We start from the raw sequence: 12492 nt of genomic DNA, 5'->3' as shown, positions 1-12492 counted from the left end.
GCCGAGACGTGGTGCGTCACGGCGGATTCCCGATGGCCGAGACGTGGTGCGTCACGGCGGATTCCCGATGGCCGAGACGTGGTGCGTCACGGCGGATTCCCGATGGCCGAGACGTGGTGCGTCACGGCGGGTTCCCGATGGCCGAGACGTGGTGCGTCACGGCGGGTTCCCGGAGTGGGGCGGTGGGGCGGGCGGCCGCCCGTCGAAAGCCTCGAGGGCGACCCTTCCCAGGTCGGCCGAAAGCCGGGGAGGAGTACGAGAATCGGGACGATCGACGCGGTGCAGACGGCCATCGTGGCGGAGTACGCAGCCATCGTGGCGGTGTACGCGACCATCGTGGCGGTGTACGCGACCATCGGCCGGATGTGCGCGGGCAGTCCGAACGCGGCCGCGTCGGCCGGCGGCGGTGCGATGGCGGCGCCGAGTGCGGCGCCCGCGAGGATCGACGCCGCCGATCCGCCGCGGGTCGGGACGGTGGCCGGTGTGACCGAGACGAGCGGCACGAACGGGACGAACATCGGGTACCAGTCGTTTCCGGCCGGCGTCCGCGCCACAGGATCACCCCGCGGACCGCGGCCGGCAACGGCGCCCGCCGGGCGCGCGGGTCGGCGGTGATGGTGAACCGCGGCCGTGGACGAGGGGTGGTACGGCCTTCCCCGCGGGCCGTCCGCAGCCGGCGCTGCAGGGTCCGCGGTGACTTCCCCGCCGCGGCCGCCACCAGGCGTAGGTGCCCGGGGGTCGACACGCCCCGGGCCTCCAACCCCGCGAGACGGGCCATCACTTGCCCCCGGACCGCGCGGCCGCCGGCACTGTGGGGCGGAAACGCGGCAGCCATGCACCGCGAGTTGACCGCCGATCGCCCTCGGGTGCACCGGTCACCACCACTCCCCTTCCCCTTTTTTCCTGTCCCGGTCTCGGAAGTCCGGACGACCCGGCCGTCGGAACACCGGCTTCCCCCAGGAACACGGAAACCGCGCCACCACGACGCCGACAACGGCATTCCGACGACGCGGGCAGGACGTTCCGGTAAAAGCGGGAAAACGGGCGGCGCACAGGGAAGTTGCAGGACACCGACCTGCGGAACGGTGTTTCCACGACGCCCCAAAACCGCACCGAAACGACGCGACCAGGGCCCCACGCGGCCGTGACCACGCACGACCTGCCACACCATCGACGACATACCCACACGGCCACCACCACACCCCACCACAACTTCACAGCGGCAGTTGCTCCTCCGGCGGGAGAGGCGTCCGGCGCTCGGGGTGTGTGCTGCGGCCTGTCGTGGTGGATGCCGGATTGGTGTGACTCGGCGCGCCGGGCAACCGCGAGGACCCATGCTGGTGCGATGTCGAACACAGAGATTGTCACGCCACGGGCGGAACACGGCGGAATGCTTCCAAAGTTGCGTGTTGCCGTCGTGTCCTACGGGTGGCCGAGGATCAGAGGATCACCAGGACGCTGGCTGGTGTGATCCGAAGAGTGGTCGGTGTGGGTCCCTCGTCGTGGTCACCGGTGGGACACCGGACGAGATGCGCGCCGGTTGGACGCTCGACGTCGATCTCCTGATCGTCCTCGCGCACACCGATCCGGTTGAGGACGGTGGGGTCTTCGTGGGAGCCGGCGAATCCTGGGACGGGTGGGTGGATCTGGACACTCTGAAAGGTCGGATCCGGGCGCGGACGATCCTTCTCGACGCCTGTTGGGGGGCGCGTGCCGACGTGCGCGCGGCGATTGCCCGGTGTGTGGCGGGCCCGGCGACGGTGCTCGGGTACACCGCGGGAAGCTGCCCGCTCGGGAGGGGGTCGTGATCCCGAGGCTGGTGCCCGCGTTGGCCGCGGCGGGCCCGGACGGGGCCGGTGCGCGACTGCACGCGGACCTGCCCGGGGTCCTCGCTGCCACTGGGCAACCCGCCGCGGCGGACGGCACGGGGTGGGCGGTGTACGACGTGCCCGGGCCCGAAGGCGTGAGCGCTGCGATCCGCAGGGGCGGGGTCGGTGGTGGAGTGGACCTCCTGTCGGATTTGCCGTCGGAGGCGGGACGGAAGCGCCGGTAGTTCCATGTCGAGACGCCCCGTCGCCGAGGAGCGCTGAGCAAGGTCGCAGGACTCGTGCGGTAGCCGGGCGCAGCTCGGGTGGGTGGCTGCTGGGTGGATGCGGTGGGCATGTCTGCATCGCTGGGTGGTGCCGGCTCGTGCCGGCTCCCTCGGGGGGGACCGGGGGAAATTGCCGGGCCGGTGTCGTTCGACGACGCCGGCCTCGTGGCGAAGTCGACGGTTTCGAGGAGTAACCGATCACGCCTGACCGGGTGTTGGGGTGGGGTGTGTCGTCGCCTCACGGTTGTTACGAACCCGGTGTGGGTTCCCTGCGGATTGGTACTTCTTTGATGCGTCGTGCGGATGCGGATCGTTCCTGGCTCGCGGGTCACCAGCTCCACATGGTCGCCACCTTGGCTCACGTGGACGACATCATCGATCGCGCGCTGCGGCTCGCCCAGGTCTACTCCGCCGGGGGCCCGCTCACCCTGGACAGCGTGGTGCGCGGACAGCGGGAGGAGGTGGTGGTCAAGGCGATCGCCCCGCTCCCCCAGGCCCGCCCTGCCTCGGCTGGTGGCCGATGCCCTCACGCAATTGCGTGCGGCGCTGGAGCACGACTTGTACGCCGAGGTCGAGGCGCGGCTCGGGCGCTTGTTGACGAACGAGGAGGCGGTCCGGATCGAGATGCCGGCGTGCTCGAGTGCCGACGTGTGGGAGAAGTGGCTCAAGAACGGCAAGCGGTTGGCGGTTGGCGCCGCTGCGGGCCGGATCGACGTCGGCGGAGCGGATCGGACGGCTTCAGCCGTACCGCCGGCGTGACGTCGACGACCATCCCCTGCAACTGCTGGTCAAGCACACCAACACGGCCAAGCACCGGATGCCGGCCGAGATCGCCACCCGGATCGGCACGATCCACCCCGACGACCCGGCAAGCGCGCCGGAGACGGTGGTGCCGCTGGATCTGCGGCCGCGCCCCGGCAGTGGCGTGGGCGTGCGTGTGGGGGATGTCGTCGCCGGTGCGCCGCTCGGGGAACGGATCGTGTTCTCGGTGGTCCCGACGGTGTGTCTGCGCCGACCCCACACCGGGGTGTGGACGATCCTCGCGCACGAGTTGCGGCTGCTCGAGGAGTGGGTGGGGACCGTCGCGGTGCCGGTGCTCCTGGCCGGACGCCACGGTGTCCCGGTGCTTCCGCCGCAGGTGGACATCTCCGCCGGCTACGACGACCTGCGAGGACGACTCGCCGATGCCGGTACCGTTCCGGCAACCGAACGATCCGGGCCCGGTTCGAGGCCGCGGCCGCGCGCGCCGGATTGATCGACGTACTCGCTCTGTCTCTCGGTGGTTTTCCCGAGGAGACGATACCGGCGTGGGCCGAGGCGCTGACCGACGCCTCGGCCGTCGATCGCGCGAGCTACCTCGCCGATCTCCGCCACGATCCTCGTGGTGTGCCATGCCTTGATCGCCGAGGCTCGGGCCGCCGCGGGGGCGTAGTGGGTACGGCCACCTTTCTCGGGGGCAGCTCGGCGACCACGTGATCGAGGTGCTCGTGCTCGGCACCACTCGATGCCGTGCACAGGGCGTCGTACGCGTCGTCGTCGAGTCCGGAGTCACGCCCGCCGCAGTGGGCCCTGGGCTGGGCGGCGGGCGCGTGTACGCGTCGAGGCCCGTGAGTGCGGCCGGCGCCTCTGAGGCGTCGGTCATGCGAACGATCGCTGTCGGGGCACCGATATGCGCCGATTCGGCGGTGAGCGGGTGCGTCGACCCGGTTTGCCGAGGTCATCCGCCAGGGCGTGCTGCTCCCGGAGGTTGCCCGGGTGCGCGTGCGGGACATGCTGTGCCTCTTGCGAGGTGAGGCGGCCGATGAGGACGTGGGCGGTGAGGCCGTCGGCGAGGGCGAGGAGGGCGTTGGCCGGGCGCGGCGTGTCCGGCGCTCTCGCCGACTTCCCGAATGAGCTGGGTGAACGCCTGGTGCAGGGCTGCATGACCGGCCTTCAGCGCGTCCGCGAGCGGCTCACTGACCGCGGCCTGCGCGACAAAGGCGAGCCGGATCCGTGCCTCGGCGTGATGTTCTTCCCCGGAGCAGCGCGACTTCGGTGATTGCGTGACCCACGGCGGTGGCGGCCGATGGGGCCGGGCTCCGGATGAGGCGAGCCCGGGCGCGTTCGCTGATCCGTTCGCCGATGTTCCCGAGAGTGAACACGAGCATCTCTTCCTTGCCGCGGAAGCAGCGCTACACGGCGCCCATCGACATCTGTGCGCGGCAGCGACATCGCGCAGGGTCACGCCCTCCGGTCCGGGTTCGTCAGCGAGGAGGCAGACGGCCTCGGCGATGCGGTGGCGCCGGTCCTCGTGATCAACCTGTCCGGGCATGCCCGGGGGCTCCGTTGGTCGATGCGTATTCGATGCGAGCGTATCGGTTCCTGGGCTACAGTTCCGATGCAAGCGCATCGGAACCGAGTCGGTGACAGAGCAGGGTTCGATCCCTTCGGCGGGCCGGGGATTGTGACGTAGCCCGAGAGCCGAACTCGGGTACGTCCGGGCTCTCATACGTTGCGGCAGGCCTGTCGCGACCATCGAGGAGGGGGAAGCATTATGCGGCGCAGACGACTGGGAGCAGTACTCGCCGCTCTCGTCATGACGGCAGTAGCTGTGCCTGTGACGCCGGCTCAGCCGGCCCAGGCGGTTCAGCCTGCGGCGAGAATCGTGCAGATCGTCGCCCACGAGGACGACGATCTGTTGTTCATGAATCCGACCTGTCCAACAACATCAAGGCGAACGTCCCGATCACCACGATCTACCTCAGCGCAGGCGAGGCCGACCGCGGCGTCGAGTACGCCAAAGCGCGTCAGGAGGGCGCCATGGCGGCGTACTCCCGCATGCTCGGGGAGCCGACCTGCTCGGGTTCCTGCTGGAGCTACGACGAGGCATCGATAGGTACGCACACTGTCGAGCACCGCGCGCTCGGAAACGTCAACCTGTACTTTCTCAACCTCCATGACGGCGGGGCGGACAGGTACGCGGGTCTGGGGGCCTGAACCGGATCTGGAGTGGCGGCACGGAACCCACACTCACCATGTCCGACGATGGCAAGTGGCCTCAGCAGTACGACCGTCCGGGCCTGGGCGATGTCCTGACCTCGCTCCTCGCCGACAGCAGTCCCACGCTGGTCCGGGTCCAGGATCCCGCGCCGGACCCGCTTTTGGGTGGCGAGCTCAACTTCCCAGCGGATTTCCACGGCGACAACCCCGACCACACCGCTGCGGCCCGGTTCGCCGACGAGGCCGTCGCCCGGTACAACAGGTCATCGGCAGGCTCCTCGCACCGCGTGGTCGTCGAGCACTACCGCGACTACAACATCCAGGACACGCCGGCGAACCTCTCCCGTGCCGAGACCACGGAGAAGAAAACGACCTTCCAAGACGGCTACGGGCCCAAAGACCCGCTGCTGCCCCGGCTCGACGACGGCACGTTTCCCTCGGCCTGCAACCCCGGCAAGGCGCCCTACCAGTGCTGGGAGTCCCGGGAGCAGTCCCGGATGCCCCGCTCCGCCCAGTCGGTGACCTCCGACACGAATCGGTGGCTGCACGCCTTCGCGGTGGAGAGCGGCAAGCTCTTCGAGTGGACCGAAGGCCCGGGTGGCTGGTCGGGGCCGACAGTCCACGACCAGGCCCCCGGGCTGCTCGCGGCCGGCGTATCGGTGGGACACGACCAGGACGGCCGGATCGAGGTTTTCGGCCGGCGGGCCGATACCGGCGAGATCGTCTCCAGCTACCAGTTGCCAGGAGGTGGCTGGAGGTGGGGGGCGCTCGGCAACCCCAATGCGCCCGGCGATGCGCTGCAGGTCAGCGCCCCGGTTTCGGCGTCCAATCAGGACGGTCGGCTTGCAGTGTTCGTCCGCAACGCGGGCGGCGGGGTCAGCACCATCCGGCAGACGTCCCCGAACGGAAGTTGGAGCGACTCGATCGACCTTGCCGGGGCCGGGATCCAGGAGGCCCCGGCGGCCTTCACCACCCGGGACGGCCGGATCGAGCTGTTCGCTTGGGCGCCCCGCAATGACACCGCTTCGGTTTTGCACTGGTACCAGCCCGCGATCAACCAGGACTTCAGTCCCGTCGGCAGCCTCCCCGTCGCGCCCACCAGCGCGCCGACGGTCGTAATGGACCTGGACGGCCGGCTGGAACTGCTCTACCGCCAGCTCGACAGCCAGGATCCGATGGTGCAGACGCCGGAAAACCCGGGGAACTCCTACACCATGACGCTCTGGCAGGCCTCCCCCGGCGGCGGCTGGGCAACGGCAGCCGGAGCGCTCGGCGGCGGCCCCGACGCCGGCGGAATCGGCGCACCTGCGGCGGTGACCGCGGGCGACGGGCGGATCGTGGCATTCACCCGCAACCAGGGTGGCGGTATCAGCACGAACCGTCAGAGCAGCGCGAACGGAGTGTTCGGCGACGAGTGGTTCGATATCGGTGGCCCCGGTGCCGGCCAGATCGTCGGTGTCCCCGCCGCGAGCGTCGACCGTAACGGCCGGGCCGACCTCGTCGTCCTCGGCCTCGACGGCCGCATGTACGACAACCGCCAGAACCCCGACGGCTCGTTCTCCGGTTCCAACTGGAAGCCCATGGGCTGACCCCGACCCGACCGGAGCGAAGCGGTCCGGTCCTCGGCAAGGGGACCGGGCCGTGGTGAATCTACATTGGGTTCAGCCAAGGCAAGAGCCTGTGTTTTCGAACCCCTTGGCTCCAGCCAGGCCATCACGCGAGAAAGTGTCCGCGTGCTTCCACCGAAACTGCTGTGGCGTGATCCGCGCCCGATTCCCCGCGACGACCCTCGGGACATCGTGGTCCGAGTCGTCCTGGACCCGGACTACTACGAACCCTCCGCAGCGGACAACTGCACGTCGTTCGGGTACGTATGCCTGTCCCACGACCGCAGCTACTCGTGGGGAGGGTGCGGAGAGGGACCCCATCTCCTGGCACTGGACTGTTCGGAGCACGGTTACGAGAACCTCGGCCCCCAACCGATCATGCATCTCTTTCCGGACGGATTCATGCCGCCGCTCACCCGGGATCAGCTCACCGAAGTGGGTCTGGACCTGTATCCCGAGGGTTACGAACCCCCGTGGCGTGCGCCCGGCACCTGATGCGGATGGGGACGCGGTGACCGCATGGTCAGTCAATGTCATGTGTGCCCCCAGTAAGCTTGTCGTTTAACCTTCGGGGTTTGTTCGTGCTGTGAGCGCACGTCAGGTGTTGGATGATGCACCGCATGAGTGAATCTTTGACGAGGGGCAGATTGTGGGGGCCGGCGGACCGTAGCGGCGGCCCGCTGGACGATGTTCTCGGCGGTGCTCGTCGCCTTCTGCGCGGCCTGACGGTCGAGCGGCTGCGGGTGACCCATCCCGGCGACGACGACAACGTGTACTTCCTCAGCGTCGGTTCCGCCCGCGTCCAGGTCGATTCGGGTCCGCACGGCCAGGCGCCGTTCATCGTCGAGGGCCTCATCCGCACGGACACGCCCGACCCGGCAGAGGCTCTTGCTGCCGTCTGCAGGGAGTTCGGACTTCACGAGGACTCGCGCTCGGTAGCAGTCTGACGCTCGTGTGTCCGGGCTTTCGACGATCGCATATGACGTAGGCGGCCCTCGCCTGATCCTGTGCTTCGACCAAGACGCACGAAGGATCGGGGCGAAGGCCGTGGTGACGAGTTTGCCGTGCGAACCGGGGCGGGTGGGGGCATTCGCGGAACTGGCCCACTTCCGGGGCGAGTTCCATGCCTGTCTGACCCGTCGCGGTGATGCGCTGTTCGAGCTGGCGGATGCGGTGCTGTGTGCGGACGGGCCGGTGAGGACACTGGTCGGGCTGTCGCCGGCGCCGGAACATCGCCGTGGCCACGGAGCGCTCCACGACGCGGTCAACCACGGCCGGATCGACACCGACCGGCTGCGGAACGCGCTGGTTCGGCTGCCCCTGCCCAGGGCCGTGGACGGGCGGATCGTACTCGCGGTCGACGTCTCGCCCTGGCTGCGACCGGACGCGGACACCAGCCCGGACCGCTCCTTCTGCCACACCTTCGGCCGGGGCGAGGGCAAGCACCAGATGGTGCTCGGCTGGCCGTACTCGATCGTCGCGGCGCTGGAGCCGGGCCGAAGCTCGTGGACCGTGGTCCTGGACGCGATCCGGCTCGGGCCGGGCGAGGACGTCGCGGCCACCACCGCCGTCCAGGTCCGCGCGGTCGTCGAACGCCTGGTTATGGCCGGGCAGTACGAACCGCGTGACCCGGACATGCTCGTCGTGCTCGACGCCGGCTACGACGTCCCCCGCATCGCCTTCCTCCTCGCGGGCCTGTGGTCGAAGTGCTCGGCCGAATGCGCTCGGACCGCGTCATGCGCCGGTCGACGCCTGCGCGCGTCTACGACCCGAAGGGCGGCCGACCGCCCAAGCACGGCGGCGAGTTCGTCTTCGGGCAGCCCGAGACCTGGGGCGAGCCGCAGGTCACGACGACCACCGGGACGACTCGATACGGCACCGCGGTCGCGACCGCGTGGGATCGTCTCCACCCCCGGTTGACCCGCCGCAGCGCGTGGGAAGGGTTCGACGGAGAATTGCCGCTGATCTCGGGAACGGTGGTCCGGCTGCGGGTCGACCACCTGCCCAGCGGTGGCGACCCGAAGCCGATCTGGTTGTGGTGGTCCAAGACCGACGCCACCGAGGACCACGTCGACCGCTGTTGGCAGTCGTTCCTGCGCAGATTCGACATCGAGCACACGTTCCGCCTGCTCAAGCAGACCCTCGGCTGGACGAAGCCTCGGCTCCGCGATCCCGGAGCGGCAGACCGGTGGACATGGATCGTGATCGCCGCCTACGCCCAGCTGTTCCTCGCCCGGCCGCTCGCCGCCGACCTGAGGCGCCCCTGGGAGAAGCCCGCCGCACCGGGCCGGCTCACCCCGGCCAGGGTCCGCCGGGGTTTTCGGAACCTGCACCCGACGGTGCTCCGTCCCGCCGGTGCGCCCAAACCGTCCCGGGCAGGGCCGGGACGGCCGAAGGGCTCGAAGAACCGCACGCGCGCTGCCCGTTTCGACGTGGGACGCATCGTCAAAACCGGTGAGGCGTACACCAGACCGAGCCACCACCAGAAGGGCACCAAACCGAGGCGCACAGGATAAGTGTCAAGCTAAGCGCGATGCCCCGTCGACCCGGTCACCACGAACCGCGCACATATCGCCGTCTACGTACGGGAATCGACCTCACGGCCGCATCGTCGAGGGACCAATGTGGTCTTGATCGACTCGGGGGCAGGACCGGCCGACGCCACCATTCAGCAGCGCGGGCTGGTGCCGCGGCTGACGAGGCTCGCGTGGATCCCCAGCGAGCAGCTGTGGCTGGGGATCCTGCCGGTCGCCCGGAGGAGCCGGTCCGCAAGCGGGTGATGCCGGCCCTGGCCTACGATGCGGCGCTGCGGCGAGAGGAGCTGTGCTCGCTGCGGACCGACGACCTCGATCCGGCCCGTCGGACGCCGAGGGTACGGGCGGAGACGACGAAGAACCGGCTGGAGCGGGTGGTGCCGTTCTCGGCGTCGACCGGATGTGTCGGCCTACCTCACCCACCGGGGCCACGGTCAGCCGGGTCGCCGCTGTTCCGGTCGGAGTCCCGGGGCAACCACGGGCAGCCGCCGACCTTGTGGACCTGGTCGAAGGTGGTCCGCCGGATCGCCCTGGAGGCCGGTGTCCCGCGGTTCTCGGCCCACACCACCCGGCACCTGTGTCTGACCGATCCGGCCCGGATGGGCTGGGAGTTGCACGCGATCGCGACGTTCGCCGGCCACCGCAACACCGAATCACGCTCCGGTACATCCATCTCCGGCCGGGACCTGGCCGACAAGCCGGCCCACGGCATGGAGCACATCCATGCCTGGCGAATACAGATGCCCACGTCTGCGGATGGCACGACGGCGGAGGTGTCGCGGTGACCGCACCACTGCCGGCCATCGCCGCCGCCACGCCGGCGCTCCTCGAAGGAAGTTGGTGGACCCGGGAGCCTGCCTGGGCCGCCGCGGAGCCGTGAGAGCGCCGTGCAGGTGGTGAGGTGGTCCAGTGCCGCATCAGGCGACGTTCGCCCCGTTCTTGCTGGTCGAGTGCGGATCGCGCGGAGCACGTAGTCTCGCGGGATGCATTCTCGCCTGAGCTTCGAGAACCCTCCCGCGCTGCCTCATGAGGTCGTGGTCGAGACGTTGGAGCGGGCTCTGCGTGACCGCTCGCATGAGGGCGAAGCGGCGGACGCCCTGGTCGGAATCGCCTTGAGCGACGACGACCGGGAGTTCGTCGAGCAGTGGTGCCTGGAGGTCGGGACGCGCGCCGTGTCGGGCAGTGCGCTTCTCGGGCCGGGCGGCCTGTGCCTGGGTCATATCGCTCGACGTTTCGGCCATCTCGGCGACGACGCCCTTGCGCCGGCGAAGTCACTGGCGGTGCGTGCCGAAATGGATCCGGTGGACGTGGATGGTCGGGCTCTCGACGGTTATGACGACGTCCGGAGCTTCCTGCACCTATGGTGACGCCGGCTCGCGCCGTCGCCGGTTGGGCGGCGTTGGCCCTGCTCACGATGGTGGTGAGGCGCTTGTCGGCGGCGTTCGGGCGCCGCGGACGGCGTTACAGGTCCGCCGCGATGGCGCGGCGTACCGCGTCGGCGCGGTCGCGGATGCCGGCCTTGGCGAACAGGTTGTTGATGTGGGTCTTGACGGTGGCCTCGCTGATGAAGAGCTGCTCGGCGATGGCCCGGTTCGGCAGGCCCCGGCCGATGAGGGTGAGGACCTCGCGCTCGCGGGGTGTGAGGTCGTCGGGGAGGGTCTGTTTCGGCGCCGTGGCTCGGGTGCGGACGGTGGCCAGCAGGCGGTCCTGGACCTCGCGGTCGAGGACGGACTGCCCCGCGGCGGCGGCCCGGATCGCGCGGACGATGTCGCGGCGTCCCGCGTTCTTGGTCAGGTAGCCGCGGGCACCCGCGCTCAACGCGGCCAGGATCGAGTCGTCGTCGGCGAAGGTGGTGAGTACGACGACGGCCACCGCGGGGTGTTCCTCGGTCAGCCGGCGGGTCGCCTCGATGCCGTCCGTCCGCGGCATGCGCAGGTCCATGAGCACCACGTCCACCGGGCCCGCGGCAGCGGCGGCGAGTACCTCGTCGCCGTCCGCGGCAGCCGCGACGACGTCGATGTCCTCGGAGAGGGCGAGCACGGCCGCGAGCGGCTCCCGGACGGCGGCCTGGTCGTCGGCCACGATCACCCGCAGGCGCCGGGGCGCGTCGGCCGAGTGCGGGTCGTGGTGCGTGGTGTCGCTCATCCCGGGATCACTGCCTCCACCTGCCAGCCGCCCCGGTGCGGTCCCTCGGTGACCGGTCCGGCCGTGAGGGTTGCGCCCACCAGGGCGACGCGTTCACGCATTCCGATGAGTCCCATGCCGCTGCCGACGCCCTCGCCCACCTCGCGGGTGGCGGGGCCGTTGCGGATCCTCAGCGTCGTCGACGCGGCGGCGAACGTCACCTCCACCCGCACGTCGCCTCCGGGAGCGTGCCGGGCGGCGTTGGTCAGCGCCTCCTGGGCGATCCGCAACAGGTGCTGGGCCGTGCGGGCGGGCAGTTCGCCCACGGTCCCGCGGACGGTGAGCGCGTCCCGGTGGCCCGAGGACTCCACCATGGCGGCCAGGCTCTCCAGCAGCGGCAGCGCGTCCTCGCGCAGTGCGTGAACGGTCCATTGGGCCTGTTTCAGGCTCTCCTTGACCAGGCTGTGCGCCTTGCTGTTGGCCGCACGGACCTTGGCCAGGTCGCCCGTGTCGAGGAGGGCGTCCGCCAGTTCCAGTTGCATGTTGATCCCGGCCAGCGAGTGCGCGAGGACGTCGTGCACGTCCCGGGCGATCCGGCTGCGCTCGGCCAGTACGGCCGTCCGCGCCTCGGCGCGGGCGGCGCGCTCGGCGGACTCGGCGGCCGCGATCACGGCCTCCACCGCCCGCTGCCGACTGCGGCTGATGATCCCCACCACCACCGGCAGGGCGGTGGACAGGCCCAGGGCCCAGGGCAACAGCTCGTGGCCCGGGCCGAGGCGGAAGTACAACACGCCGCCGCAGAGCAGACCACACAGCACCGCGAGCGGGACGGCCTGCTTGAGCGGGAACCGGTAGCCGATGTGGCCGACGAGGAAGTAGGCGAACAGGTAGCCGGTGCCGCCGCGGGCGGCGCCGAGCAGGGCGGCTGCCGCGACGACGCCCAGCGACATCCCCGCGAGGGCCACGCGTGGGGGGACCCTGCCCTCGGACACGTTCCGGCCCAGCATGAACAGGGAGTTGAGCACGACGAGGACGGCGACGGCCAGGCCGCGGCCGCCGAGGCCCAGCGGCCGGATCGTCGCGATTCCCACCGCGATGACGGTCAGGCTGACGGCCCACTGCACCCGGGGGTCGTGCCGGACCATCGCCTGCGGGC

At 70.3% G+C, this 12492-nt stretch carries 11 protein-coding genes and 2 pseudogenes; 10 read left to right on the top strand and 3 right to left on the bottom strand.

Translation table 11 applies throughout. The annotated features are described in order from the left end of the window. Positions 1-279: 279 nt before the first annotated feature. The 3 genes from ABIA38_RS44435 (at position 280) to ABIA38_RS44425 (ending at position 3347) form a co-directional block, all read left to right on the top strand. Positions 280-615: a hypothetical protein gene (locus ABIA38_RS44435; protein WP_424644753.1), complete on the top strand. Its 336-nt coding sequence runs from the start codon at positions 280-282 to the stop codon at positions 613-615. 1990 nt (positions 616-2605) lie between these two features. Next, positions 2606-2851, top strand: coding sequence for a hypothetical protein (locus ABIA38_RS44430; RefSeq protein ID WP_424644752.1), 246 nt, complete (start codon positions 2606-2608; stop codon positions 2849-2851). Further along, positions 2781-3347: a hypothetical protein gene (locus ABIA38_RS44425; RefSeq protein WP_424644751.1), complete on the top strand. Its 567-nt coding sequence runs from the start codon at positions 2781-2783 to the stop codon at positions 3345-3347. Before ABIA38_RS44430 ends, ABIA38_RS44425 begins: the two co-directional genes overlap by 71 nt. Positions 3348-3730: 383 nt before the next feature. On the opposite strand, the pseudogene ABIA38_RS44420 reads toward ABIA38_RS44425, so the two are convergent. Beyond that, positions 3731-4403: pseudogene (locus ABIA38_RS44420) on the bottom strand (TetR/AcrR family transcriptional regulator). Between the two features lie 703 nt (positions 4404-5106). On the opposite strand from ABIA38_RS44420, the gene ABIA38_RS44415 reads away from it, so the two are divergent. From ABIA38_RS44415 to ABIA38_RS44385, 7 genes and pseudogenes are all read left to right on the top strand, one after another. Beyond that, positions 5107-6660 (top strand): hypothetical protein, encoded by a 1554-nt coding sequence (locus ABIA38_RS44415; protein WP_424644750.1) that lies wholly within the window; start codon positions 5107-5109, stop codon positions 6658-6660. A 144-nt stretch (positions 6661-6804) separates the two neighbouring features. Next, on the top strand, positions 6805-7173 hold the full coding sequence (locus ABIA38_RS44410) for a hypothetical protein (protein ID WP_424644749.1): 369 nt from the start codon (positions 6805-6807) through the stop codon (positions 7171-7173). 125 nt (positions 7174-7298) lie between these two features. Further along, the gene (locus tag ABIA38_RS44405; protein WP_424644748.1) at positions 7299-7625 is read left to right on the top strand and encodes a hypothetical protein; all 327 of its coding nucleotides are present in this window, start codon (positions 7299-7301) and stop codon (positions 7623-7625) included. A gap of 7 nt (positions 7626-7632) precedes the next feature. After that, a pseudogene (locus ABIA38_RS44400) lies at positions 7633-8531 on the top strand (transposase); the annotation flags it as partial. Positions 8532-8594: 63 nt separating this feature from the next. Next, positions 8595-9194 (top strand): hypothetical protein, encoded by a 600-nt coding sequence (locus ABIA38_RS44395; protein ID WP_424644755.1) that lies wholly within the window; start codon positions 8595-8597, stop codon positions 9192-9194. Positions 9195-9406: 212 nt separating this feature from the next. After that, complete coding sequence (locus ABIA38_RS44390; RefSeq protein WP_424644747.1) at positions 9407-9997, top strand: site-specific integrase; 591 nt, start codon at positions 9407-9409, stop codon at positions 9995-9997. Positions 9998-10195: 198 nt separating this feature from the next. Next, the gene (locus ABIA38_RS44385) at positions 10196-10579 is read left to right on the top strand and encodes a hypothetical protein (protein ID WP_424644746.1); all 384 of its coding nucleotides are present in this window, start codon (positions 10196-10198) and stop codon (positions 10577-10579) included. Between the two features lie 94 nt (positions 10580-10673). Here ABIA38_RS44385 and ABIA38_RS44380 read toward each other — a convergent pair whose 3' ends face one another. Next, positions 10674-11357, bottom strand: a complete 684-nt coding sequence (locus ABIA38_RS44380; protein WP_424644745.1) for a response regulator transcription factor — start codon at positions 11355-11357, stop codon at positions 10674-10676. Next, complete coding sequence (locus tag ABIA38_RS44375) at positions 11354-12460, bottom strand: sensor histidine kinase (RefSeq protein ID WP_424644754.1); 1107 nt, start codon at positions 12458-12460, stop codon at positions 11354-11356. The genes ABIA38_RS44380 and ABIA38_RS44375 overlap by 4 nt, the downstream gene beginning before the upstream one ends. Positions 12461-12492: the final 32 nt, after the last annotated feature.

Origin of the sequence: Embleya sp. AB8, assembly GCF_049739465.1 — a bacterium.
Lineage (GTDB): Bacteria > Actinomycetota > Actinomycetes > Streptomycetales > Streptomycetaceae > Embleya.
The sequence above is the reverse complement of the archived record's forward strand: the minus strand, read 5'-3'. Positions and strand labels throughout refer to the sequence as shown.

Bases quoted from the DNA above. Each gene is read 5' to 3' on its own strand.
- ABIA38_RS44415 (WP_424644750.1), top strand. From the start codon at position 5,107: ATGTCCGACGATGGCAAGTGGCCTCAGCAGTACGACCGTCCGGGCCTG.
- ABIA38_RS44380 (WP_424644745.1), bottom strand. From the start codon at position 11,357: ATGAGCGACACCACGCACCACGACCCGCACTCGGCCGACGCGCCCCGG.
- ABIA38_RS44405 (WP_424644748.1), top strand. From the start codon at position 7,299: ATGAGTGAATCTTTGACGAGGGGCAGATTGTGGGGGCCGGCGGACCGT.
- ABIA38_RS44385 (WP_424644746.1), top strand. From the start codon at position 10,196: ATGCATTCTCGCCTGAGCTTCGAGAACCCTCCCGCGCTGCCTCATGAG.